At 38.9% G+C, this 25,094-nt stretch carries 21 protein-coding genes, 2 tRNA genes and 1 riboswitch; of the genes, 20 read left to right on the top strand and 3 right to left on the bottom strand.

Translation table 11 applies throughout. The features are described 5' to 3' along the window. Positions 1–45: 45 nt before the first annotated feature. The 3 genes from CXF85_RS06300 (at position 46) to hemL (ending at position 4,902) form a co-directional block, all read left to right on the top strand. Positions 46–2,145 (top strand): trypsin-like serine protease, encoded by a 2,100-nt coding sequence (locus tag CXF85_RS06300; RefSeq protein ID WP_101227664.1) that lies wholly within the window; start codon positions 46–48, stop codon positions 2,143–2,145. 143 nt (positions 2,146–2,288) lie between these two features. Beyond that, positions 2,289–3,302: an aspartate carbamoyltransferase gene (locus CXF85_RS06295; protein ID WP_198555515.1), complete on the top strand. Its 1,014-nt coding sequence runs from the start codon at positions 2,289–2,291 to the stop codon at positions 3,300–3,302. Positions 3,303–3,618: 316 nt separating this feature from the next. After that, positions 3,619–4,902, top strand: a complete 1,284-nt coding sequence (gene hemL, locus CXF85_RS06290; RefSeq protein WP_101227663.1) for a glutamate-1-semialdehyde 2,1-aminomutase — start codon at positions 3,619–3,621, stop codon at positions 4,900–4,902. A 110-nt stretch (positions 4,903–5,012) separates the two neighbouring features. On the opposite strand, the gene CXF85_RS06285 is transcribed toward hemL, so the two are convergent. Both CXF85_RS06285 and moeA read right to left on the bottom strand, forming a co-directional pair. After that, positions 5,013–5,414: a hypothetical protein gene (locus tag CXF85_RS06285; protein WP_101227662.1), complete on the bottom strand. Its 402-nt coding sequence runs from the start codon at positions 5,412–5,414 to the stop codon at positions 5,013–5,015. Positions 5,415–5,514: 100 nt separating this feature from the next. After that, positions 5,515–6,747, bottom strand: a complete 1,233-nt coding sequence (gene moeA / locus CXF85_RS06280; protein ID WP_101227661.1) for a molybdopterin molybdotransferase MoeA — start codon at positions 6,745–6,747, stop codon at positions 5,515–5,517. Between the two features lie 308 nt (positions 6,748–7,055). Then, a riboswitch (molybdenum cofactor riboswitch) is annotated at positions 7,056–7,248 on the top strand. On the opposite strand from moeA, the gene moaA reads away from it, so the two are divergent. The 10 genes from moaA to CXF85_RS06230 all read left to right on the top strand — a co-directional run bounded on the left by moaA (position 7,235) and on the right by CXF85_RS06230 (position 14,367). Next, positions 7,235–8,206, top strand: a complete 972-nt coding sequence (moaA, locus tag CXF85_RS06275) for a GTP 3',8-cyclase MoaA (RefSeq protein ID WP_101227660.1) — start codon at positions 7,235–7,237, stop codon at positions 8,204–8,206. It overlaps the preceding riboswitch by 14 nt. 2 nt (positions 8,207–8,208) lie before the next feature. Continuing rightward, positions 8,209–8,889, top strand: coding sequence for a molybdenum cofactor guanylyltransferase (gene mobA / locus CXF85_RS06270; protein WP_101227659.1), 681 nt, complete (start codon positions 8,209–8,211; stop codon positions 8,887–8,889). Positions 8,890–8,979: 90 nt separating this feature from the next. Continuing rightward, positions 8,980–9,522 (top strand): molybdenum cofactor biosynthesis protein B, encoded by a 543-nt coding sequence (moaB, locus tag CXF85_RS06265; protein WP_101227658.1) that lies wholly within the window; start codon positions 8,980–8,982, stop codon positions 9,520–9,522. Then, entirely contained in the window at positions 9,522–10,016 is a 495-nt protein-coding gene (gene moaC / locus CXF85_RS06260; protein ID WP_101227657.1) for a cyclic pyranopterin monophosphate synthase MoaC, read from the top strand. Before moaB ends, moaC begins: the two co-directional genes overlap by 1 nt. Before the next feature lie 26 nt (positions 10,017–10,042). Beyond that, positions 10,043–10,291, top strand: coding sequence for a molybdopterin converting factor subunit 1 (gene moaD, locus CXF85_RS06255; RefSeq protein WP_101227656.1), 249 nt, complete (start codon positions 10,043–10,045; stop codon positions 10,289–10,291). 3 nt (positions 10,292–10,294) lie between these two features. Further along, a complete protein-coding gene (moaE, locus tag CXF85_RS06250) occupies positions 10,295–10,777 on the top strand; it encodes a molybdopterin synthase catalytic subunit MoaE (protein ID WP_101227655.1) in 483 nt (160 codons plus the stop codon). 1 nt (position 10,778) lies between these two features. Then, positions 10,779–11,708, top strand: a complete 930-nt coding sequence (gene modA, locus CXF85_RS06245; protein WP_101227654.1) for a molybdate ABC transporter substrate-binding protein — start codon at positions 10,779–10,781, stop codon at positions 11,706–11,708. Continuing rightward, on the top strand, positions 11,705–12,427 hold the full coding sequence (modB, locus tag CXF85_RS06240; protein ID WP_101227653.1) for a molybdate ABC transporter permease subunit: 723 nt from the start codon (positions 11,705–11,707) through the stop codon (positions 12,425–12,427). Before modA ends, modB begins: the two co-directional genes overlap by 4 nt. Then, positions 12,420–13,589: a molybdenum ABC transporter ATP-binding protein gene (gene modC / locus CXF85_RS06235; protein WP_101227652.1), complete on the top strand. Its 1,170-nt coding sequence runs from the start codon at positions 12,420–12,422 to the stop codon at positions 13,587–13,589. Before modB ends, modC begins: the two co-directional genes overlap by 8 nt. A 28-nt stretch (positions 13,590–13,617) precedes the next feature. Next, positions 13,618–14,367: a HesA/MoeB/ThiF family protein gene (locus CXF85_RS06230; RefSeq protein ID WP_101227651.1), complete on the top strand. Its 750-nt coding sequence runs from the start codon at positions 13,618–13,620 to the stop codon at positions 14,365–14,367. Between the two features lie 31 nt (positions 14,368–14,398). On the opposite strand, the gene CXF85_RS06225 is transcribed toward CXF85_RS06230, so the two are convergent. Beyond that, on the bottom strand, positions 14,399–14,941 hold the full coding sequence (locus tag CXF85_RS06225) for a DUF1285 domain-containing protein (protein ID WP_101227650.1): 543 nt from the start codon (positions 14,939–14,941) through the stop codon (positions 14,399–14,401). A 193-nt stretch (positions 14,942–15,134) separates the two neighbouring features. Between CXF85_RS06225 and CXF85_RS06220 the strand changes: the two genes are divergently transcribed. The 7 genes from CXF85_RS06220 (at position 15,135) to CXF85_RS06190 (ending at position 24,763) form a co-directional block, all read left to right on the top strand. Then, positions 15,135–17,285, top strand: a complete 2,151-nt coding sequence (locus tag CXF85_RS06220; protein ID WP_101227649.1) for a S9 family peptidase — start codon at positions 15,135–15,137, stop codon at positions 17,283–17,285. A 301-nt stretch (positions 17,286–17,586) separates the two neighbouring features. Next, positions 17,587–18,237, top strand: a complete 651-nt coding sequence (locus tag CXF85_RS06215) for a substrate-binding periplasmic protein (RefSeq protein ID WP_232771093.1) — start codon at positions 17,587–17,589, stop codon at positions 18,235–18,237. 178 nt (positions 18,238–18,415) lie between these two features. Beyond that, complete coding sequence (locus tag CXF85_RS06210) at positions 18,416–19,834, top strand: TolC family protein (RefSeq protein ID WP_101227647.1); 1,419 nt, start codon at positions 18,416–18,418, stop codon at positions 19,832–19,834. 2 nt (positions 19,835–19,836) lie between these two features. Further along, positions 19,837–21,195: an efflux RND transporter periplasmic adaptor subunit gene (locus tag CXF85_RS06205; RefSeq protein ID WP_101227646.1), complete on the top strand. Its 1,359-nt coding sequence runs from the start codon at positions 19,837–19,839 to the stop codon at positions 21,193–21,195. Next, positions 21,195–24,314 (top strand): efflux RND transporter permease subunit, encoded by a 3,120-nt coding sequence (locus CXF85_RS06200; protein ID WP_101227645.1) that lies wholly within the window; start codon positions 21,195–21,197, stop codon positions 24,312–24,314. The genes CXF85_RS06205 and CXF85_RS06200 overlap by 1 nt, the downstream gene beginning before the upstream one ends. Positions 24,315–24,565: 251 nt before the next feature. Continuing rightward, a tRNA-His gene (locus CXF85_RS06195) sits at positions 24,566–24,641 on the top strand. Between the two features lie 45 nt (positions 24,642–24,686). Continuing rightward, positions 24,687–24,763 (top strand) — tRNA-Pro (locus CXF85_RS06190). Positions 24,764–25,094 lie beyond the last annotated feature (331 nt).

Below are 25,094 nucleotides of genomic sequence, written 5' to 3'. Positions count from 1 at the left end.
ATTTAGGCATTAACCGCTTAACTGACCTTATTAGGGAATATTGTAATGAAGTACTTTTTACTCGCTATGCTAGCGTTCTCAATACTATTATCGTCTCCCATAAACGCAACGAACCAATCAAATTCGCTTTTAGCCAAGCCCAAAATTGTTGGCGGCGAGCTTGCTGTCCAAGGTGATTGGCCCTGGATGTCTGCATTGGTTTTCACTCAAAATGCGGTAAGTACTTCTTTAGAGGTTGCTGGCACTCAATACGATAGTGAACCTTTTTCAAATAGTCCCTCCGGCCAAGCCAGTGCCACTATGGTTGATTGTGGACTTGGTGATTCTCTTTGTACTTTAGCTGAAAACAAAATATGTTTAATAGCCCGTGGTGAAATAGACTTCTCGGTAAAGGTTGAAAATTGCCAAACAAGCGGAGGTGTCGGTGCGGTTATCTTCAACAATACTTCAGGTGTTATAAGTGGCACCTTAGGCGAAGATTTTTCAGGTACTATTCCTGTCATCGCTATCAGTCAAAATGACGGGACCCTTTTACTCAATCAGCTTGAGAGCATTGCCACTATTAATATCTCGGAACAAGTAGCGCTTAGCCAAACAGCGACTTGTGGCGCTAGCTTTATCGGCGAAAGATGGGTTTTGACCGCTTCTCATTGTGTTGATGGAGCCAATATAAATTTTTTAAAAGTGAATATTGGCGAATATGACTTAAGTGATGGCGCCGCTAATGCTAAAGCCATTAAGCGTATTTACATGCACCCTGAGTATAATGAGGGCAGTTCTTTAAATAACGATATAGCCTTAATTGAGCTAGTAGAAACTGTTAACAACCCTGCCGTTACCCTACTCGATTACGATACCAGTCGACAATTAGCCCTTGCTAACAATTCAGCTACGGTTATAGGTTGGGGTAACATAAATGCTTACGGCCCAAATGATGAGTCTCCGCCAAACAGCCAACCAGATAAATTGCGTCGAGTTGAGTTGTCCCTGTTAAGTAATGAACAATGCAAAGATACTTTAGCGCAAGCTTATACTGAGTTAGAAGGCATTGATTATTTACCAAATCAGGTTGGCATTACTGACAGTATGATCTGCGCTGAATTTTTAGGTGGCGGAAAAGGTTCATGCCAAGGTGATAGTGGCGGTCCCTTATTAGTCAATACTAACCAAGGCTGGCAACAAATAGGTATAGTCAGCTATGGTGTTGGCTGTGCTGATGCTGCATTCCCCGATGTTTATGCCCGCGTGGGTAACTTTACCGATTGGATCAAAAGTATTACCCAAGGTATAGCCGTTGAACCTAGCCCGGACTTTGCTATTACCCCACAAAACACCGCCCAAACCAAACAACTAACCATAACCAATAATAGTAATATAACCGCAAGTTTAACTTTTACACTTGAAGCTAACAAAGTGGGCAGTACCGGTTTTAGTTTGAATACCGATAATTGCAGCACATTAGCGGCAAAACAAAGTTGCCAAATTGAAGTTAATTTTGATGCTAAAACTGTCGGTCAGCATAGCATGGAAATAGTTATCAATAGTGGTGATATAAATATTCCAACCAGCTCATATTTCATCAATGCTGAGGCTATTGCTGCGAATAGTGACATTAACACTCAACTGTCAAATGGCTCTTCAGAATTACTCTGGTTTAGTGGTGGTGACAGCCCGTGGCTAATCGATAATACCGAAGCGGCAGTAATGAGTGGTGCTATTGGAAATAATCAACAAAGTGTTGTTTTATTGACTTTTTCTGGAGCGGGATCCTTATCATTTGATTGGTCAGTTTCCTCTGAGGAGAACACCGATAACCCTGATGAACCTTTTGATGCTTTATATCTCCTTGTTGACGGTGAACAAATAAATTTTATTTCCGGTGAAATAGCTTATACCAAGGTTACCATTGATGATTTAACCGTAGGGGAGCATCAAGTAACCTGGCTATATAAGAAAGATGGCGGTGCGAGTGAAGGAAAAGATGAAGGTTATTTAAAAAATGTTATTTTTACACCCATAGCTATTTCAGTTCCAACAACACCAACACCTGCACCCGCACAAACATCAAGTAAATCCAGCGGTAGTAGTTCCTATTTTGTCTTATTCATTCTCACCTTGTTAATATTTAATCGTCGGCGAATTTAGCAACTAGCAACTAATTATAAAAGGCAGTAACATCTGCCTTTTTTTATTTTCACTGACTGTTAATATCCTGTTTAACATTCACAAAGTAGCGGTTTTATGCTATATTCTGGCAAATTTTCTCCCTTTCAATGTAACAAATCAAGATGATGAAATTCCAAGGCAACCATATTCTGTCGGTCTCACAATTTGACCGTGAAGCTATCGCTAAAATTTTGCAAATTTCTGCGCAAATGGCGCCTTATGCGTCAAGACAAAAACGTTGTCATGTGCTCGATGGTGCAATATTAAGTAACTTGTTTTTTGAACCGAGTACACGTACCCGTGTTAGTTTTGGTACAGCTTTTAATCTACTGGGCGGCTTTGTCCGTGAAACTGTTGGTCAGGAAAACTCTTCGCTGAGTAAAGGTGAATCTTTATTTGATACCGCTCAAGTGATCAGTGGCTACTCAGATGTTATTGCCATGCGTCATCCACAAATGCATTCGGTAGAACAATTTGCACAAGGTAGTTCTGTGCCGGTTATCAATGGTGGCGATGGAGCGAATGAACACCCAACTCAGGCTTTACTTGACCTATTTACTATTCAGTCTGAAATGATGCATTTTAATAAAGGCTTAGATGACTTAAATATTGTCTTGATGGGCGACTTAAAACATGGCCGAACAGTCCATTCATTGTCAAAATTACTGAGTCTCTATGACAATGTAAAAATTACTATGGTAGCGCCAAAAGCGTTACAAATGCCTGATAGTGTTATCTCCACATTAAGTGATGCCGGCCATGAAGTCATTGTGACCGAAACGATGGCAGGTAACTTATCCGCTGATGTGATCTATCAAACAAGAATTCAACAAGAGCGTTTTGCCAGCAAAGATGAAGCAGAGTTATATCGTGGCCATTTCAGTTTAAACAAGAGTGTTTACCAAAAGTATTGCCGAGAAAACACGGTAATTATGCACCCTTTACCACGCGACTCTCGTCCAGAAGCTAACGAACTTGATACCGATTTAAATGATTTAGATAACCTCGCCATTTTTAGACAAGCACAAAATGGTGTTTTAGTACGTATGGCTTTGTTTGCCTTAACCCTAGGTGTTGAAGATCAATTAACGCAATATGAAAAACCGGTAAATTGGTTTACAAATAAAAACGCCTAACGAACATTGTGAAGTTAACCTACGCATGGGCTCATTCCTTGTATTAACGTTAGGTGTTGAAGATCAATTAACGCAATATGAAAAACCGGTAAATTGGTTTACAAATAAAAACGCTTAACGAACTTTGTGAATGTTAGCCTACGCATGGGCTCATTCCTTGTATTAACGTTAAGTGTTGAAGATCAATTAACGCAATATGAAAAACCAGTAAACTGGTTCACAAATAAAAACGCCTAATGGCAATACTCCTTATAAGACCAAACGCATTACTTTATTAGTTCGATTGGTCTTAGTAACGATTTGAGAAGAAGCAATTATGAATAAATCAGAACAGTTATTTGAACAAGCTCAAAAGATTATCCCAGGTGGCGTTAACTCTCCTGTACGTGCTTTCAACGGCGTTGGTGGCACACCTTGTTTTATAAAACGTGCTCAAGGCGCTTATATCTATGACGCCGATGATAAAGAATATATTGATTATGTTGGTTCATGGGGACCGATGATCTTAGGTCATAATCATCCTGCTATTCTTGAAGCTGTTATTACTACCGCTAAAAACGGTTTAAGTTTTGGTGCGCCAACGGAGCTTGAAATTACTATGGCTGAAAAGGTACGTGAATTAGTACCATCCATGGAATCTTTACGCATGGTTAGCTCTGGCACAGAAGCCACGATGAGCGCTATCCGTTTAGCACGTGGTTTTACTGGCCGCGATAAAATATTAAAATTTGAAGGTTGTTATCATGGTCATGCCGACGCTTTGTTAGTAAAAGCAGGCTCTGGCGCGTTAACTATGGGTGTTCCAAACTCTCCAGGTATTCCTGAAGATTTCGCTAAACATACTCTGACAGTTAGCTATAACAATATTGAAGAAGTAAAAGAAATTTTCGCTAAATATGCTGACGAAATAGCCTGTATTATTGTTGAGCCTGTTGCCGGTAACATGAACTGCATTCCTCCTGTTGAAGGATTTCTTCAAGGTTTACGTGATGTTTGTGATCAATACAGCAGCGTATTAATTTTTGATGAAGTAATGACTGGTTTCCGTGTTGCATTAGGTGGTGCTCAAGCGCTTTATAACATTAAGCCTGATTTAACTACCTTAGGTAAAGTTATTGGTGGTGGTATGCCTGTTGGCGCATTCGGTGGCAAACAAGAGATAATGGATTATATTGCTCCTGTTGGTCCAGTTTATCAAGCAGGTACCTTATCTGGTAACCCAATTGCTATGGCGGCTGGTTTAGCGTCACTGACTGAGTTAGCCCAAGGAAATAAACATCAACAGCTTACTACTTCTACAGAGAAGCTAGCGATGGGCATAAAAGCCGCTGCTGAGCGAAATGGCATTAGCTTAAGTGTTAATTATGTCGGTGCAATGTTTGGATTTTTCTTCACTGAAGATAAAAACACTATCACTACTTATGAACAAGCCACTCAATGTGATGGAGAAATGTTTAAACGCTTCTTCCACTTGATGTTAGCCGAAGGTGTTTACTTAGCGCCATCAGCTTATGAAACAGGCTTTTTATCAACAGCGCACAGCGATGAAATTATTGAAAAAACGCTAGTTGCTGCCGATAAGTGTTTCGCTCAGTTATAACAAAATAGCGATTAATTAATCAATAAAAAACGCTGCCCGTAGTAATACTGACAGCGTTTTTTGTTTAATTGCAATCAGACTAAAATTTTATTTTTAGTCATTTGGCAAAATTACTTATCTAATTTTTTAGCATTCAATTCGCTCTGTAACCAATCCAAGCCATCCTGCCAGCCTAAATTTAAACCATTAAATACTTTCAAGTTCCAACCATCAAATTCACGTATCGCTGCAACTTTGTCTACCGATTTTTTGCTTTCGTCATCATAAGTAATAACAGCAATAGCCGTTAAATTTTCATGTGACGCCATGCTTATTTTCGCTTCAAATGAAAAATCATATTGATTGATTTTGTTTACCAAGATAGCAAAATCATTTGAAAATGTTTTAGACATAAAATCGTCATACTCTTCAGACATTTCTAAAGATATCTCTACATTTTCACTAACAATGACTTCTGCAACATTATTATTTAAAAGATTAATTTTAGCAAAACTGAGTTGGTGTGTAATCATAACGCTCTACCACTTTATTGTACTTTAAGACAACAATACTACACCTACATGCCAAACAGATCAAACGTACACTTTAATCTTATTTAATGTTTATAAGGAGTTAAAGGTATTCATCAAACAGTTGCACGGTAACTTTCTCTTCTGCCGCTACTTTACCCTGCTCACTTGGCAGAATAATAAAGCAGTTAGCTCGCGCTAAGCTGGATAAAATACCTGAGCCTTGTGAGCCGGTAGAGCTAACTACATTTTCACCTTCGTCGTTAACAGAGAGTACACCGCGTTGAAAATCTAGTCGACCTGGAGATTTACGTAATTCAGTACTACATTTCACCGTTAAATGGGTACGCTTTAAAGGTTGCGCATTTTGCATTTTAGTTAGCGCGACCAGAGCTAATTGATGAAAAGTGACTAACGCTGAAACAGGGTTGCCCGGTAAACCAAAAAACACACTATTAGGCAGTTTACCAAAAGCAAAAGGCTTACCTGGCTTCATCGCTATTTTCCAAAAGCCGATCTCGCCTAATTCATCTAAAACAGTTTTAGTGTAATCCGCATCTCCTACTGATACACCACCCGAAGAAATAACCGCATCAGCCTGCTCATCAGCACTAACAAAAGCCGCTTTAATCGCTTCGAAGTCGTCGCTAATAATACCAAAATCAATAACATCAACATGCAAGGTTTCAAGCATGGCCGCTAAAACAAAACTGTTAGACTCGTAGATATCACCTACTCGCAACGCTTGACCTGGTAATTTAAGCTCATCACCGGTAGCAATTAACGCGACTTTCAGTTTTCTATAAACAATAATTTCAGCCACGCCCAAAGACGCGAGTACACCAATATCAACCGCCGTTAATTTATGGCCAGAATGCAGCACTTGTTGATGAATCTTAATATCTTCACCGGCATTTCGTACATGAGAGCCAAAACTCTTCTCTTGTGAAAAGGTGATTTGTTCGCCATCAGTGCTAGCATTTTCTTGCATCTCCACAGAGTCACAACAATCAGGCATTTTAGCGCCGGTCATAATTCGAATACATTCACCTGGCTGACATATTCCTTGAAAAGGCGCTCCCGCCATAGATCGGCCAACAAGCGTTAGCGTTTTACTGGCACGTAAACTTTCAATAGCAAAAGCATAACCATCCATCGCAGAGTTATCATGAGGAGGTACATTTAATGGACTAGCAATATCTTGCGCTAAGACATAATGCAACGCTTGCTCAATAGGCAAGGTTAACGTTTCAGTGATAGGTGATACTTGCGATAACATATTCGCTAAGGCTTGTTCAAAAGGTAAAAGCCCTGGAGCTGAGCAACAATCAGACATAAAAACTCTCTTAAAATACATAGTACAATTATTTGATACGATAATTTTAGCTCTAAAACAACTCAATTTATAAGCTTGTTTAGAGACATACTGACCAAATGATCATTGATAAATTCGTTAACGCTAGTATCGCTTAAGTACCGATAAAATTAATAGTCATTTAACCGTCTTTTTATTGATTGTGATCAATAATGAGGTTGGAAAAAAGCATTACCCTCTCGCGATAATAACTGCGTATACACATTACACTTCAAGATGCAGTATTGGATCTTGGAGGGGAGCAGGTATATACTAATTATTGAACAGAACTTTATTTATAACACCGAGCTATCTCAGCTAACTTTGCTTTGTTTTTTGGCTAAATCAAGCCACTTACTTTAAGTAATCATGTTGTGACACGCCGTAACTAAAACCATGATAATAATGGTTTTTAGTTGCCAGGGTTAACAAGGAAACACGTTAGCCTCCCTACATTTGGAAAGGTGACATGCTAACAGACAACTTTGGCCGTAGGTTCTCATACCTGCGTCTCTCTATTACTGACGTTTGCAATTTTAGTTGCAATTACTGCTTACCTGATGGTTATCAGTGCGATCAGCCGCGTGATTTTTTATCACTATGTGAAATCAAACGTATAACAAAAGCTTTCGCCGAGCTCGGAACTGAAAAGATCCGAATTACCGGTGGTGAGCCCGCCTTACGTAAAGACTTACCTGAAATAATTCGGATCTGTAAAGAAACAGCCGGCATCAAAACAGTAGCAATTACCAGTAATGGTTTTAAATTACCAGAGCACCTACCGCAATGGTTAGATGCTGGCATTGATGCAATCAATATCAGTATCGATAGCTTAGACCCGCGCCAATTTCACGCTATTACCGGCCACGATAAACTCAAAACTATCCTGACAGGTATTGATATGGCATTGGCTGACGGCAGAGCGTCGGTTAAAGTTAATACGGTATTAATGCGTGATCATAGCGGTAGAGAGATTCAAAGCTACCTTGATTGGCTAAAAGATACCCCGATTACTTTGCGCTTTATTGAGTTGATGCAAACTGGTGACAATCAAGAATTTTTTGATGCGCAGCATGTACAAGGCTCTCGTATTAAGCAGAACTTAATTCTCGATGGCTGGCTTCCCGTTATTCAAAATAAATCAGCTGGCCCTGCACAAGAATTTTACCATCCAGATTATCAAGGTAAAGTCGGCTTGATCATGCCTTACTCTAAAGATTTTTGTAATAGCTGTAACCGCTTACGCATAAGTTCAAGTGGCAAGTTGCATTTATGCTTATTTGGTGAAGAAGGTTTGTCATTACGAGAAGAATTACAAAGTGATGATATTAAGCCGTTACAAGCAAAAATATTAACCTTATTAGATGATAAAAAAGCGACTCACTACTTGCATGACAAACTAACAGGTGCCACTAAACACCTTGCCATGCTTGGAGGTTAATCATGACTTTTCAAAGAATTGATTGCCTAGGTGTAGTGCTCGCTGGCGGTTTATCTTCTCGCATGGGGCAAGATAAATCCCAGCTTATCCATCAAAAATTTAGTCATCAAGATAGGCCTGTAAACTCACCAGTTAGATCTGAAGTTTCCATGCTAGATTTTTCTAAACAGCTGTTGGTTGATGCGGGTATAAAAAATATCGTCATTAGCGGTGATAACCATCAAATTCCAGACTGTGTGGCACAAGCAGGACCTGTTGGTGGCATTTATAGTGTGCTTGCGCATTACCTTGCAAATAGCCCTGAACACTTGCAACCCAAAGCCTTATTAATATTACCCGTTGATTTACCCTTAATGACTGCCTCAGCTTTAGCTGAGTTACGACTAAAAGGGGAGCTGAGTCAGAAGGCGACTTTTTTCAGTGACAGTCAAAAGCAAATGCACCATATTCCTTTGTACTTGCCCAACAATGCATTCTTATCAATGTTTTTAGCACAGGCATTTCGAGGCGAAAAAACAGCTGAGAATAGTGGCTATGGTAGTAAAAATAACGCTAAAAATGGTCCTTCCGTTAGGGGTATGTTAGAAAAAGTTCCGCATCAGGCTATTTCAAGTCTTAATAGTCAGCTACTTTTTAATACCAATACGCCTGAACAATGGCAAAAAGCACAACAACAGTTTTAAGCCAAAGGTATCAAGTAGCAATACACATCAATACCAATGGCAAAAACACCACAATATTTTTAAATCAAAGATTTAGTAAAGGATAAACCTATGTCAGCACATGGCGGCAAAACTTTCGTTCCCTTAAATATCGCCGTTTTAACGGTATCGGATACACGTACCGAAGAAAACGACACCTCTGGTCAAGCACTTGTTGAACGCTTAATCGAATCAGGCCACAACTTAGCCGATAAAGCGATTGTTATTGATGATGTCTATCAACTACGTGCCCAAGTATCAAAATGGATAGCAGATGACGCCATTCATGCCATTATTTCGACTGGCGGTACTGGCTTTACTGAACGTGATAATACCCCTGAAGCCTTAACACCATTGTTCGATAAAGCGGTTGAAGGTTTTGGCGAAATATTTCGTCATGTATCATTATTGGAAATTGGCACTTCTACTATACAATCTCGCGCTTTTGGCGGCATTGCTAACAAAACCGTTGTACTGTGTGTACCTGGATCAACCAACGCTTGTAAAACAGCGTGGGATAAAGTGATTAAAGAGCAGTTAGATGCCAGTCATCGTCCTTGTAACTTTGTACCACACTTAAATATCAGTGCAGAGCAATGTGAGACTCGTGGCTAATGACAACTAATACACCAGAACTAAGCCACCTAAACCAGCAAGGTGAAGCGAATATGGTCGATGTCACCGAAAAGGCCATGACATCACGTACCGCTACAGCGCAAGGTTTTATCAAAATGAATCGAGCGACTTTTGAACTAATCACTACTGGCAAACATAAAAAAGGCGATGTGTTTGCGGTTGCCCGTATTGCCGGTATTCAAGCGGCGAAAAAATGCAGCGATTTAATTCCTTTATGTCATCCTTTAATGCTCAGTAAAGTGGCTGTCGATTTCACCCTTGATACAGAGAACAGCCAAGTGCAAGTGAATAGCTTATGTCGCTTAACCGGACAAACAGGCGTTGAAATGGAAGCATTAACAGCGGTTTCTATTGCTTGTTTAACCTTATTTGATATGTGTAAAGCGGCAGATCCTGCCATGATGATCCACGGCATTGAAGTATTAACCAAAGAAGGCGGTAAGTCAGGTCATTGGCAAAGCCCTTCTGCTTAACTTAACTAAATTCTAGAGAAAACCTTATGATTAAAATCGTTTTTTTTGCTGCACTCAGAGAACAGCTTGACTGTGCTGAACTATCTCTAGCCGCTGATGATGCTAAAACAGTCAATGATATTAAGCAGTTATTAAGTGATAAAAATGAGAAATGGCAACAAACCTTCAGCAATACGTCACTCTTATCCGCAGTAAATCATGACATGGTTGATGGAAGTCACTTGGTGAAATCAGGTGATGAAGTCGCCTTCTTCCCACCTGTTACTGGGGGATAAGTGATGTCTACTAACAGTGATTTAAACGAAGTATCTATTCAAGCAGAGGATTTCAGCTTAGCTGATGAAGTTTTTTTACTTGAAAAAGATAACCTAACCGATGGCGCAATTGTTACTTTTACCGGCAGAGTGAGAAATCACAACAATGGTAATTCAGTCACTACCTTAACGCTTGAGCATTACCCAGGTATGACAGAGAAGTCACTCGCTAAAATTATACTTCAAGCAAAAGAACGTTGGAATATTGGTCGGGTAAAAGTTATTCATCGTATTGGCGAGCTCAGCATAGGTGATCAAATTGTCTTTGTTGGCGTAACCAGTAAACATCGACAAGATGCCTTTGCTGCCAATGAATTCATCATGGATTATTTAAAAGTTAAAGCGCCTTTTTGGAAAAAAGAAAAAATTACCGACGCAGGACAAGCCTCTGAAAATTGGTTAGATGCTAAAAATAGTGATACTGACAAAGCCGAGCTTTGGAGCTAAAGTGTTACGTCTACTTTTAGTCTCAGCCTTTGTTATTTGTCTACTCTGTGTCAGTAGTAGCCAAGCCCAACCTGGTAACTTTAACGACAGTACTAATACTGCGACTAAGATAAAAACTAATACCATGGCTAAAAGTGACATCAGCAAACCGTTACGTATTGCTGTTGCCGCTAATTTCACCCCGGTATTAAAAGTATTACTTAAAGACTTCAGCAAACAAACAGGCATAAAAAGTCAACTAATCAGCGGTGCAAGTGGTGCCATGTTTTTGCAAATTAAACATGGTGCTCCTTTTGATATTTTTCTTAGTGCTGATAGCCGTCGCCCAGAACAGCTTGAGAAAGCCGGCTATGCAGTAAAAAATAGCCGTAAAACCTATGCGATTGGTCAGTTAGCATTGTATTCATCTGTAAAGATTCCTGATGTAAGCCCTAATGTAAAACCCCTTGAGCACTTATCTCTTAAAGAAAAATCACCTATTGAAGAACAGCTAGTACTTGAACAACTAAAAAAGCCACCAGCACGTTTTGCCATTGCTAATCCTGATATCGCTCCGTATGGCAAAGCCGCCAAAGAGGTTTTAACTCACTTAGGTTTTTGGCAACGTTATCAGTCCCGATTAATCACTGGCATCAATATTAACCAAACCTTTGCGCAATTACGTAGTAAAGCAGTTACCCGTGGTATTGTGGCGAATAGCCAATTAGTATTAAACAACTTACCCGGGGTAATTATCCCCAGTAGTTATCATCAGCCCATTGAGCAACAGTTAATTATTATTCGCGCCAGTAAGCAGCAAGTTAACGCTAGAAAATTAAGTGAGTTTTTACTTTCTGCTCAGAGCCAAACAACAATTGTCAGCTATGGTTACGCGCTAAATAAGCAAGTAAATAATACTGATGAAAAGTTAAACGAGTTAACGATTAGATGATAAATTCAGACTTACAAGCTCTAATCACTACTTTAGAAATGGCGGCATTAACCACCATTATCCTATTGATGATTGGCACTCCACTCGCTTGGTATCTGGCAAAAATGACCAGTCGATTTAAAGTAATCATTGAAGCGGTAGTCGCATTACCCTTAGTTTTACCGCCAACGGTATTAGGCTTTTATTTACTTATCGCTTTTTCGCCAGAGCATTTACCTGGCCAACTATGGCAACAAGCGACGGGACAACAGCTAGCCTTTAGCTTTTCAGCCATCGTTATTGGATCCGTTTTATACTCCCTGCCCTTTGTCGTTCAGCCGCTACAAAAAGCTTTTGAACAATTAGGAGACTCTTTGTTAGAAGCTGGCTCTTTACTTGGTGCTGGTCCTATCGACCGATTCTTCTCTATCGTATTACCGTTAACAAAAGCGAGTTTTATCACTGCAGCGAGCTTAGGTTTTGCCCATACCGTAGGTGAGTTTGGTATTATTTTAATGATTGGCGGTAATATTCCTGGTGAAACCCGAGTACTTTCTATCGCATTATTTGATCACGTTGAAGCTTTTGATTATGCCAGAGCACATCTACTCTCCATCAGTTTACTCATAGGCTCTATGATTCTGCTAGCTGCTATATATTGGTTAAATTTACCGAAAAAAAAACGTCGTCAACGATTATCTGTTAACACCAAACAAAAGCAGACTAATAGCTATGAGTAATGTTCTTTTAGATAAGACTCCGTTGACTAAAGGTAGTTTTAATATCGTACCTGATGATAAACATTCCCAACTCGATATTAATATTAGCGTCTGCTATCAGCAATTCGATTTAGAGATAAAACTGCCAATACCATTAAACGGTATCGCAGGTATATTTGGTCATTCAGCTTCAGGTAAATCTACCTTACTTCGTGCTATTGCAGGTTTAGAAAAAAAACTTGTTGGTGAAATAACCTTAACCGATACTAATATTGCAGATAAAGTTTTAGTCAATACCACGAAAGGCATTTACCTAAAACCTGAAGAACGTCAAATTGGTTTAGTGTTTCAAAATAGCCGTTTATTTGGACATTTATCTGTACTAGGTAATCTAGAATATGCTGTTAAGCGTTGTAAGAACAGAAGACTAGACTTGAATGAAGTAATCGAACTCACCGAGTTAACCGCTTTGCTTGAACACCAAATCAGTGAGTTATCGGGTGGCCAACAACAAAGAGTCGCCTTAGCAAGAGCTATTCTGGCCGAACCCAAATTATTACTGCTTGATGAACCCTTAAGTGCACTTGATCAACACAGCAAAACCCAGCTATTGAAGATGATACTTAACATTCAAAAGAAGCTTAATTTACCTATGCTGTATGTCAGCCACTCTTTAGATGAATTACAGCAAGTGTGCGATACCTTATTAGTATTAGCACAAGGTAAAGTCGTTAATTTTGGTAATATTCACCAAGTGATTCATCAGCTAAATAACTTTGGTGAAAGTACGCTTATTCATCAGCAAACCAGCTTATCATTAGCAATAAAACAATTTAATAATGGCCATGGTTTAACCGTATTAGCGCTAAACGCACAACAAGAAATTTATCTAATCAGTGATAAATCCTTTGAAAATCAAACTCAATTACGTTGTTTTATTTTAGCTAGTGATATTAGTATCGCTCTAACAGAGCCAAATAATAGTTCCATTGTTAATCACCTCTTTGGTACCATCAAACAAATAAGTAATAAACAAAACAAGGTACTACTGACCATTAGTTGTGGCTCGCAAGAGTTTTTTGTCACTATCAGTGCTTTCTCGCAGCAAAAGTTATCGTTAGCGAGCAGACAACAAGTCTATTTGCAGTTCAAAGCCAGTGCCGTGCGCACTTTTATCCATTAGCATAGCTAAAAATAAACTAGGAACATACGTGTTAAGCAATCAAGAGCAACTCAAATACTCCCGTCAAATCATGTTGGACAAAATAGGTAAACAAGGGCAATTAGCACTTCGTAACGCTAAAGTACTTATCTTAGGTGTTGGTGGTTTAGGTAATCCAGCGAGTTTATATTTAGCTGCCGCTGGTGTAGGCACACTTTTTATCGCTGATGGTGATTGCATAGAACTCAGCAACTTACCTAGACAAATTCTGTTTAGTGAAGACAATATTGATGAGAATAAAGCCGATGCCGCTGCTGAAAAGTTGCAGCAACAATTTCCAGATGTAACGATTGAAGCTATTGATGAAATGCTCGATGAAGAGTTATGTGAATATTACCTTCCGCAAGTTGACTTAGTGCTAGATTGCTCTGATAACATTCAAACTCGGTACTTAATCAATCAAGCATGTGTACAACATAAAACACCACTCATAGTAGGTGCTGCAACTGGCTTTGATGGTCAGCAACTGACCATAGACCCGCGTGATGAAAGCAGTGCTTGTTATCATTGTCTTTTTCCTGCCAGTGAAAAAGCACCAACCAATAACTGTCAAACTATCGGAATTATTGGCCCGGTTTTAGCCATGATTGCCGGCATGCAAAGCTTACAAGCGATTAAGTTGTTAACGGGTAATAAGGTGCAAATAAACCAACTTAACTTACTCGATGGTTTAGCCAATCAATGGCAACAGTTCAATATGAAAAAACAAAAAAGCTGCACTGTTTGTGGTTCAAGTTAGATCATATTGCTCTAAAGCATCTAAAATCCGCCTAAAAACGTCCTAGACTAAATTGACACTCGGCACTTGAAAGTAATAATTCAGTGCCGTTTTCAGTCTCTGTTGCCTGTGCTATATCAGCCCACTGGTAATAGACATTACGGTGTACTTTCGCCAGTAAATTTCTCCGTACAGTTACATACAAATCACCGTTTTCAGTCACCATCAACGGATGTTCTGCATTAAGAATAAATTCATCATGCAAATTAGTACTTACCTGCATGATAGTTTCTTCTTTATCAAGCCAATGCCACTGAGTAAGTATAAACGGCGCATCATCGACTTTGATTTTGACCTTTTCAACCGGTGTTACTAAAAAGTACTCAGTGACATCATTGTTAATTTCTTTAATAAGTACCGAGGCAAATAGCTTCACCAAGGGTAAACGCTTGAAAATACCACCGTCGTAAAACCAATCACCATTTGCTTTTATCTGTATATCTATCTCACCACAATAAGGCGGATTCCATGACTCTACTGGGGGTAATGAGTTTTTATTGCCCGCGAGCTGGGTCGAAATTTTATCTAATGACATTATGTTCCACCTTTGACCAAACACTTAAACTTACTAAATACGATAGGGTAACCATATTAAGCGATAAGTAAATTTGATAATAACTATTATCGTGCTAACTTAATGCTCGATACATTTTTTTAACATTTACTCTATCTAATGCATATCGATTAATAGTAATTATCATCCATTATCTACAAGGAAAAGGACCTCTATGTCTCTAATTCTCACAAAGACTAAGCTAAGCTTAATTGTCTCCTCTGCCCTGCTTATTGCAGCATGCAGTAACCAACAGAATGAAGCAACTAATACCATGGCAGCTCCCATCGCTAAAAAAGTACCACATAAAATGGTTATTCATAACCATACCCGTGTCGATGATTATTACTGGATGCGTGATGATACTCGTACCAACCCAGAAATTTTAGCGCATTTAGATGCAGAGAATGACTATACAACAGCACAGTTAAAGCATACTGAAGTGATGCAAGAACAGATCTTTCAAGAAATTAAAGGTCGTATTGAAAAAGATGATAATTCAGTACCAACCAAGTCAGGGAATTTTTATTACTCACGTCAAATGCAAGGCGAGAATGAGTACCCTATCTACGTTAGATCGAGTGATTTCAAAGGCAGTAACCTTGAAGTAATACTTGACGTTAATGAGTTAGCTAAAGCGCATGATTATTATCAAGTTAGTGGTTTAAAAGCTAGCCCAAATGGCAAGCTACTCGCTTACGGAGAAGATACCGTTAGTCGTCGAGTATATACAATTCAGTTCAAAGATATCGCGGGTAATACTTTACTTGATGACAAACTTGAAGGAACTAATGGTGGCATAGTTTGGGGTAATGACAATGAAACCGTTTATTACATCAAAAAAGATCCACAAACCTTATTAGGTTACCAAGTATTTCGTCACATTTTAGGTACATCACAATCTACGGATGAAATGCTCTATGAAGAAAGCAATAAAGCTTATTATACCGGTCTTAGTAAATCTAAAGACGGCAGCAGTGTCTTTATTTGGCATTCAAGTACCGAAGCAAGTGGTGTATCAGTAATTGATGCCAATGATGCCAAAGCACAACCTAAAAAGTTTATTGAGCGTGATGAAGGTCATGAATATTCAATCTCTAAGAAAAATGACTGGTACTACATCAAAACTAACTGGCAAGCGACTAACTTTCGTTTAATGAAAGTGAATAAAGTGCACCTTGGTGATAAAGCACAATGGCAAGAGGTTATTCCAGCTAATGATGCGGTTAAGCTTGAAGGTTATGAGTTATTTACTGACCACCTTGTTTATCAGCAACGTGAGAATGGTATTAGCCGAGTAACAATTCAACAACTATCCACAGGTCAGGAGCAGCAACTTAGCTTTAACGACAGTGCATACAGCTTGAGCTTATATGGTAATTACGAATTAGATAATAAAGCCTTACGCTTACATTATGCTAGCTTTACTACGCCAGGTACGCATTACGATGTAGACCTAAGTAACTTCAAAAAAACGCAGTTAAAACAAACTAAAGTCTTGGGTGACTTTGATAGTAAAAATTATGCCTCTGAGCGTATTTTTGTTAAAGCTCGTGATGGCAAAAAAGTACCGGTATCGATAGTTTATCGTAAAGATAAATTTAAGAAAGATGGTACTAACCCATTATACCAATATGCCTATGGTTCATATGGCCACACCATTGATCCTTCTTTTTCAGTAAGCCGCTTAAGTCTATTAGACCGTGGCTTTGTTTATGCCATTGCACATATCCGTGGCTCAGAAATGTTAGGCCGCCCTTGGTATGAAGACGGTAAAAAGTTAACAAAAATGAATACCTTCACGGACTTCATTGATGTTACAAAAGACTTAACGGCACAAGGGTACGGCGATAAAGATGAAGTATTCGCTGCTGGTGGCAGTGCTGGTGGTTTATTAATGGGTGCCGTAATTAATATGGCCCCTGAGCAATACAAAGGTATTGCTGCAGCAGTACCGTTTGTTGATGTAGTGACCACTATGCTTGATGAAAGTATTCCATTAACAACCAATGAGTTTAAAGAATGGGGCAACCCAAAAGAAAAAGCTTATTACGACTACATGCTGTCATATTCACCTTATGATCAAGTAAAAGTGCAAAACTACCCAAACATTCTAGTAACTACAGGATTACACGACTCACAAGTACAATACTTTGAGCCAATGAAATGGGTCGCTAAATTGCGTGATTATAAAACAGACAACAATCTATTATTGTTTAAAACGGATATGGAAGCTGGGCATGGCGGCGCATCTGGACGCTTTAAACGCATTCATAATACGGCTTTACAGTATAGTTTCTTCATTGATTTACATACAAAGAGTTAATACAGGTCAACCAATCCTGCTAGATTAGACCAGACTAGATTATCCTCACCTTAGCCAAATTTGGGTGAGGATAATTTCAATAATACGAACTCTGTTACGTTATATTGGAATATCTCATTTAATTAAGCCTTTTCAATGGCTCATTATTAATCTGTTAATAATGACATTCGATCAAATTTTTTCTATATTAAGACTAACTAAACATTACCTTAATTGAACCTTAATGAAAAATCTCCGGTTTCTCTTTTTTATTATACTTCTATGTTTCAGTCCTCATAATGTTTCAGCACATCAAGAGACTGTGCTGCAAGTAAGAACTATCGCAATTTCGCCTTACGGCATTGACTCACATGGGGAGTTAAGTGGTATATATTATGATTTAGCTAATCATTTACTCAGCAAGGCAGGATTAGAAAGTGAGCATCTTATATTTCCCTATAGCCGAATAATACATGAACTTAAAATAGGAAAAACAGATCTAACGATAATGTTCAAATACAAAGAATTAGTAGACTATGTCGATTATATTTATCCTTTGCCTTCCCTAAAAAATGTCGTTATTGGTCGTAAAGGTACAGACTTTTCTTCGGTCAAACAGCTAGAAAAGCGGAGTATTGCCTATTTGCGTGGCGCAAAATTTAGTGATGATGTTGATAATAATCCTGAAATTATCAAACAAAAAGTCAGTGATTTTCGTCAAGGGCTATTAATGTTAAAAAAAGGTCGAGTAGACGCTATTATTGGACCTATGGCACCCATCATCAGTGCTGCAAAATTGTTAGGTCTTAATAAAGGTTTTTTTGGTAGACCGCTCATTGTTTCAGAGCGCACTCCTTGGTTACAAATATCAAAAAAAAGTCATGATAAAATTTCAGCCAAGCAATTAGAGGTTATTTTTCGTCAAATGATGATCCATGGTGAATTAAAAGAAATTCAACAAAAGTATCAATAATATCCGCTAACTTTAGCCACTAATTCAGTTAATGATTAGTGATGTATCACCTCAAAAAATTCGCTTTATTCTGTTGAATCCCCCCCTTGTGTAAACTTTTGTAAAACACCTATCTCCTTGAACCATCTTTGATTACACTACTGATAAGAGTTATTTTTTAACATGAGTTGATCGCTTTATGACACGTCGATTTCGACACTTACTACCCCTGTTTTTAAGTCTGTTTTTATTCGCTTGTAGCAGTACTTCACAAGTAGATGAAAAACTAAAAGACCTGCCACTTCCGCAAAACTGGCAAGACAGTAAGCAAGCCTTATCCGTTGAGCATAACTGGTTATCTGAACTTGATAATCCACAAGTTCATCTATTAGTGAAAAAAGCCTTAGCAGCAAATCACCAATTTGCCATGCAAGCTTACTCATTAGAAATAGCAGAGCAGCAACTCATAGTGTCAGGTAGTCAACTTTGGCCTGAACTTGATTTGGCATTTAGCAGTAGCCGTAATAAAAGTAATCAAGGTGATAGCGATTCAAACAGCTACTCAAACGGTAATTCAGTTAATTTAAATTTAAGTTATGAAGTGGATATTTGGGGCAAATTGTCTGATGCCGATCGTATGAGTAATTATAACTACCTTGCACAAAAAGCGACTTTTGAGCAATACAAGCAACAACTCGTTGTCAATGTACTCATAACTTGGTTTCGCGTAATTGAAGCAGAAAAATTACTGACACTTTATCGCAGTCGAGTGGAAAACTCTCAACAGAATTTAGCGATTATTGAAGCGGGATATAACTCAGGATTAACCGCTGCACTTGATGTTTACTTAACGCGTAATGATTTGAATAATGAGTTAACACGAGTTTCAGAACAAGAAACTGAAAAAACCAAATTAATACGACAACTTGAACGCCTTATTGGTGAATACCCGAAAGGTGAGTTACTGGTCAATGCAGACTTACCACTACTGACCAACGATATTCCTGTTGGCTTACCGTCAGAATTAATTAGCCGAAAACCGGAATTAAAAGCTAGCTGGTATCAATTATTATCGCAAGATTCCAACTTAGCTTACGCACATAAACAACGCTTCCCTAGCATTGTATTGTCAGGTTCAATCGGTGATTCTACCGCCGACATTGGTGACTTACTTTCTGGTTCTTCGCTAGCGTGGTCTTTACTAGGCAGTATTTCAGCCCCTATTTTTAATGCCGGACGCCTAAAAGCGAACGAAGAAAAAGCCCGTATCGAGCTTAAACAAGGTGAACAGTTATATCTTGATACCTTATATGATGCTTTTAGCGATGTTGAAAATACGATCACCACGGAAAAAAACCTAAAGAACAGTTATTACACCATGTTGGCCGCACAAGAAAATGCAAAAATTGCCGCCACGTTATCTTTCGAACAATACCAAAGTGGTTTGGTTACTTACACCACTGTACTTGATGCGCAAAAGCGTTCGTTTGAAGCACAAACAACGTTAATAAAAATTAAAAACCAGCTCATTACTAATCGAATTAATTTACATCTTTCCTTGGGTGGCGACTTCACCACACCGTCAATTGCGCCATCACCTACACCAAAGGCCAAATAAACATGTCTAATACCCTGACCTCGCCAAAATATAAAAAAATATTACTGCCTGTCATTATTATTATTGCCACGATTGTTTTAATTATGGTTATTTTCAACAATCCACCAACAAGTAAGCGTGGTAAACCATCAAAAGCACCGCAAATGACGGTAGCCACAACGACGCTGGCACCACAAACCTATCAAATCATAGTGCAAAGTTTTGGTACGGTTCAACCAAGAACTCAAAGTGTACTTTTTGCGCAAGTTTCAGGACAAATAAATCATGTCAGTAAACAATTTAGGGCGGGTGGTTTTTTTGAGCAAGGTGACATTTTAATTAGACTAGATGATAGAGATCACCGCGCTGAAGTTAAAATAGCTCAAGCAAGTTTAATGTCAGCTAAACAGAGTTTGCAAGAAGAAGACGCACGAGTAAAACAAGCAAAAGCCGATTGGAAAAGACTGGGTAATGGTAATGAGCCTAATGCATTAGTCTTACGCCAACCGCAGTTTGAAGCAGCTAAAGCACAAGTTCTTTCCGCTGAAGCTCAACTCGACAAAGTGAAATTATCACTTGAACGTACCAAGATTGTTGCGCCTTATGCCGGTCGCATCTTAAAGAAAAATGTTGATATTGGTCAGGTGATTTCAAGCAATACTCAGTTAGCCGATATTTTTGCTGTTGATTATGTCGAGATTCGCCTACCAATAAAAAACAAAGACTTACCACTGATGAAATTACCTGAAGAATATCGCAATGCTCATGAGCAACTTGAGGTAAATAGTATCAGTAATGTGGTTATTTCATCTGATTTAATGGGTGAACAAGTATGGCAAGGTAAGATCGTTCGTACCGAGAGTGCTATCGATACAATGTCGCAGCAACTTTATGTCGTCGCGCAAATCATTCGCCCTTACGATGGAGCATATAATCAAGGTGCCCAAATAAAAATGGGTCAATACGTTACCGCAAAAATTACCGGACGAGAAGTTGAGAATGCCTTAGTAATACCGAGCAGTGCCATTTATCAAGGCAGTTACGTGTATATCGTTAAAGATGGTCTATTGATGCGTAAAGAAGTTCAATTAGGTTGGCAAAACGGTACAGAATCTATAGTCATTCAGGGCTTAGTGGCTGGTGATGAATTAGTGTTAACCTCGTTAGGACAAGTTAGCTCAGGCACACCCGTAGCTATTGCAGGTCAAACACCCAGTAAAAAGACCAAGAGATCAAAATCGCCTGAAGAGCGTAGAAAAAAATTAGAAAAAATAGCGGCTGAAAAAGGGATTACCGTGGAAGCCTTGATTGCTGAGCGAAGAACTGCTGAGCGCAAAACTAAAAAAGTTAGCACTGCCTCTGTTGCTAAGGTGAATAACTAATGATTGCTTGGTTTGCTCGAAATCATGTTGCCGCCAACTTACTATTAATTACCATTTTAATAGCGGGTTTATTTAGTTTATCTAACCGTATTCCGTTAGAAGTTTTCCCCTCTTTTGCCACTGACCGCATTAACGTAAATGTGTCACTGCGCGGGGCAACACCTGAAGATGTAGAAAAAAGTATCTCCATTCGAATTGAAGAAGCCGTGCAAGATTTAGAGGGAGTTAAACAAATTGCTAGCCGTTCATCTGAAGGATCTTCTGCAGTCAATATTGAAGTTGAATCAGGCTATGATCCACGTGAGATGCTCGCCGATATAAAAAGCCGTGTGGATGAAATAAATACCTTTCCTGTTGATGCTGACAAACCAGTAGTCTCTTTAGCTACTCGTAAGCGTGAAGTGATTGCCGTCACAATTGCCAGTATTTATAGCGAAAAAGAGACCCGTGAATTTGCAGAACGAGTCAGAGATGATTTATTAAATATCCCCGCTATTACCCAAGTAGAGCTAAGTGGTGTTCGCGACTATGAAATTTCAATTGAAGTACCGCAAGACAAATTACGCCAATATGATTTAACCATCGCGCAAATATCGTCAGCCATTTCAGATTCCAGTACGGATGTTTCTGCTGGCAATTTAAAAACCAAAGGTGGTGATATTCTCTTACGCTCAAAAGGGCAAGCCTATCGCAAAGATGAGTTTGAAAAAATAGCGATAAAAACTAACGTAGATGGCTCGATCATTCGTTTGAGTGATATTGCACTCATCAAAGATGACTTTGAAGAGACCCCAGTTCGCACGCGTTTTAATGGTAAACAAGCCGCCTTCATCGATGTTTATCGAATAGGTCAGCAAAGTGCCATTGACGTTGCCGATGCGGTGAGAACCTATATTGATGACCAACAAAGCAGCTTACCTGTTGGCGTTGAATTAAGTTTTTGGGATGACGATTCACAAATAGTTAAAAACCGTATTTCCACGCTAACCACTAGCGCATTACAAGGGGGTATATTAGTATTAGCGTTATTAACCTTATTCCTTAGACCCTCCATTGCCTTTTGGGTATTTATTGGTATTCCCATTTCTTTTATGGGCGCCTTTATTATGATGCCTGTATTTGGTGTTACCTTGAATATCATGAGCTTATTTGGTTTTATCTTGGTGTTGGGTATTGTCGTAGATGATGCCATTGTCACCGGTGAGAATATATATACTCACCTAAAAACCGCTGAATCAGGTGAAATGGCAGCAATTCGTGGCACTCAAGAAGTAGCTACTCCAGTGACCTTTGGTGTGTTAACCACTGTAGCTGCCTTTCTGCCACTTGCTTTTATTGAAGGCGCACGTGGCGCTTTATTTGCCCAAATTCCCGTCATCGTTATTCCGGTACTGATATTTTCTTTAATTGAATCAAAATTCGTTTTACCTTCTCACTTAAAGCACTTAAAACTTCGCTCAGAAAAAGAAAAGCAATCAAAGTTTAGCAAACTACAACAATCGTTCGCCGATGGGTTTGAGCGAGCAATCATCCGTTTCTATCAGCCCTTATTAAAAATTGCTATCAGTAACAAGACCTCAACCTTAGTTGGCTTTGTTGGTGTTTTCTTGGTTATTCTTACGCTTATTATGAGTGGCTGGACTAAGTTTGTTTTCTTTCCGCGTATTCCAAGCGAAACCGTAAGAGCTACGCTGACCTTACCTGCTGGCACGCCCTTTGAAGTCACTAATAAGTACATTATTAAAATGGCCGAAAAAGCCGATGAGTTGAAACAGAAGTATATTGAGCCATCAACCAACAGCAGTGTCATTCTTAATATATTAGCCACCACAGGTGGCCGAGGTGGTGTATCAAACTCTGGCAGTGTTCGCTTTGAAATTACGCCTCCAGAATCACGCGAACTGGCGATTAGCTCAAGTGAGTTAGTTCGTGAGTGGCGTAATTTGATTGGCCCGATTCCTGGTGCTGAAAGTATTACCTTCAGAGCAGAAATCGGTCGTTCATCAGACCCAATTCACGTGCAATTCAAAGCAAGTTCACTAGAAACGTTAAAAGAGGTTACGGATAAGGTAAAAGTTCGATTAGCCACCTACCCTACAGTATTTGATATTGCTGACAGTTTATCTAATGGTAAAGAAGAGCTGCAAATTGAATTAACAGAGCAAGGTAAAGCTTTAGGATTAACGCGTGTCAGCATTTCAAATCAAGTTAGACGTTCTTTCTTTGGTTCAGAAGTACAACGCATTCAACGTGGCAGAGACGATGTACGAGTAATGGTACGTCTACCAATAGATGAACGTCGTACGATGGCTGATTTAGAAGATATCCTGGTAATCACACCTTCTGGCGGCTCAGTACCCTTATCCCATGTTGCTAAGTTTATTCCAGGAAAGAGCCCATCAACTATTTCCAGAATTGATCGCTACCGTACTGCAAACGTTAGTGCTGATGTTGAAAAATTAAATACCAATATGACTGTGCTACAAGCTGATTTAAAAGATTATTTAGATGAGTTAATCGTGCAATACCCTGGTGTCAGTCACTCCCTTGAAGGAGAAGCAAAAGAACAGCGTGAATCTTTTGGTTCCCTTGGTTGGGCGCTAGTTTTTGTCTTCTTTATTATTTACGCATTATTAGCGATTCCCTTTAAGTCTTACATTCAACCGATCATCGTGATGAGTATTATCCCTTTTGGTATGATTGGTGCTGTTATTGGTCACTGGATCATGGGCATGGAATTAACCATCATGAGCTTACTTGGCATGTTGGCGCTAATTGGTGTGGTAGTAAATGACTCATTAGTACTCGTTGATTTTATCAATAAAAAACGTAGTGAGGGCGGTGAGTTAATGGAAGCAGTGCTAACAGCAGGTGCTGCACGATTTAGACCGGTGATGTTAACCAGCTTGACCACCTTTATCGGCCTAATGCCATTATTGTTTGAACAATCTACCCAAGCACAGTTTTTAATCCCTATGGCGGTATCATTAGGTTTTGGTATTTTATTCGCTACTTGTATAACTTTGATATTAGTACCGGTAAATTATTTAATTGTTGAACGCTTAAAAGACCTATTTTCATCACCTGACTCAAACGAGCAGCAAAACGTAACAGCATAAGTTTACTGACATGCCTGCTCTTCAGTTATTGTTGAGCAGGATTAAACGGAAATTCCGCTAAGTAAATACACTAAAATTGTGCGTTAGTTAGACAACCTGTAATTTTATTAATTATTTACTAAAAAAAGTGCATTAAATGCATATTTTTCTTGTCAAGTAGAGGGGAAATGCAATACAATCGCCGCGCTGTTAGAGAGCAGCATACAGATTTATAGCTCTTTGCATTAAATGTGTATCAGAACACCCCAGTGGTGGCTATAGCTCAGTTGGTAGAGCCCCGGATTGTGATTCCGGTTGTCGAGGGTTCAAGTCCCTTTAGCCACCCCATTTTTTACTTCTCCCTGAAGTAGAAAATAAAAAGTTATAAAATGTCGGTGATTAGCGCAGCTTGGTAGCGCACTTGGTTTGGGTCCAAGGGGTCGCAAGTTCGAATCTTGCATCACCGACCACTTTTAATTTCTATATCCTCTTTCAAATTCAGAATAAATTCTTACTTCATAAACTACCCCCTATACATACCCTGTGAATATTTGAAGCTAATTAAGTCTAATTTGTTATACATTTATCCATGAAGAAGTCCATACTCCCACTATCAGTTCATAGTCTTTGTTTAAACAACCACGCTATAAGCTATAAACTTGTTTAGTTATATAATCTCTTGTTAATTTTATGTTAAATATATATTTATCTAGTCTTGAGTTAAAAGCTATTTGCTGTATGGTACCTTTAGGTTGAATATGCTTAAGTATAGTTGTTAGGTTATTTGATGACGAAATGATC

It is taken from the genome of Colwellia sp. 75C3, from assembly GCF_002836255.1.
Classification (GTDB): domain Bacteria; phylum Pseudomonadota; class Gammaproteobacteria; order Enterobacterales; family Alteromonadaceae; genus Colwellia.
This window is presented reverse-complemented; position numbering and strand designations above follow the sequence as displayed.

What these genes read in the sequence shown, in the direction of transcription:
- CXF85_RS06300 (WP_101227664.1), top strand. Translation starts at nt 46, where the DNA reads ATGAAGTACTTTTTACTCGCTATGCTAGCGTTCTCAATACTATTATCG.
- CXF85_RS06295 (WP_198555515.1), top strand. Translation starts at nt 2,289, where the DNA reads ATGATGAAATTCCAAGGCAACCATATTCTGTCGGTCTCACAATTTGAC.
- hemL (WP_101227663.1), top strand. Translation starts at nt 3,619, where the DNA reads ATGAATAAATCAGAACAGTTATTTGAACAAGCTCAAAAGATTATCCCA.
- CXF85_RS06285 (WP_101227662.1), bottom strand. Translation starts at nt 5,414, where the DNA reads ATGATTACACACCAACTCAGTTTTGCTAAAATTAATCTTTTAAATAAT.
- moeA (WP_101227661.1), bottom strand. Translation starts at nt 6,747, where the DNA reads ATGTCTGATTGTTGCTCAGCTCCAGGGCTTTTACCTTTTGAACAAGCC.
- moaA (WP_101227660.1), top strand. Translation starts at nt 7,235, where the DNA reads ATGCTAACAGACAACTTTGGCCGTAGGTTCTCATACCTGCGTCTCTCT.
- mobA (WP_101227659.1), top strand. Translation starts at nt 8,209, where the DNA reads ATGACTTTTCAAAGAATTGATTGCCTAGGTGTAGTGCTCGCTGGCGGT.
- moaB (WP_101227658.1), top strand. Translation starts at nt 8,980, where the DNA reads ATGTCAGCACATGGCGGCAAAACTTTCGTTCCCTTAAATATCGCCGTT.
- moaC (WP_101227657.1), top strand. Translation starts at nt 9,522, where the DNA reads ATGACAACTAATACACCAGAACTAAGCCACCTAAACCAGCAAGGTGAA.
- moaD (WP_101227656.1), top strand. Translation starts at nt 10,043, where the DNA reads ATGATTAAAATCGTTTTTTTTGCTGCACTCAGAGAACAGCTTGACTGT.
- moaE (WP_101227655.1), top strand. Translation starts at nt 10,295, where the DNA reads ATGTCTACTAACAGTGATTTAAACGAAGTATCTATTCAAGCAGAGGAT.
- modB (WP_101227653.1), top strand. Translation starts at nt 11,705, where the DNA reads ATGATAAATTCAGACTTACAAGCTCTAATCACTACTTTAGAAATGGCG.
- modC (WP_101227652.1), top strand. Translation starts at nt 12,420, where the DNA reads ATGAGTAATGTTCTTTTAGATAAGACTCCGTTGACTAAAGGTAGTTTT.
- CXF85_RS06225 (WP_101227650.1), bottom strand. Translation starts at nt 14,941, where the DNA reads ATGTCATTAGATAAAATTTCGACCCAGCTCGCGGGCAATAAAAACTCA.
- CXF85_RS06220 (WP_101227649.1), top strand. Translation starts at nt 15,135, where the DNA reads ATGTCTCTAATTCTCACAAAGACTAAGCTAAGCTTAATTGTCTCCTCT.
- CXF85_RS06210 (WP_101227647.1), top strand. Translation starts at nt 18,416, where the DNA reads ATGACACGTCGATTTCGACACTTACTACCCCTGTTTTTAAGTCTGTTT.
- CXF85_RS06205 (WP_101227646.1), top strand. Translation starts at nt 19,837, where the DNA reads ATGTCTAATACCCTGACCTCGCCAAAATATAAAAAAATATTACTGCCT.
- CXF85_RS06200 (WP_101227645.1), top strand. Translation starts at nt 21,195, where the DNA reads ATGATTGCTTGGTTTGCTCGAAATCATGTTGCCGCCAACTTACTATTA.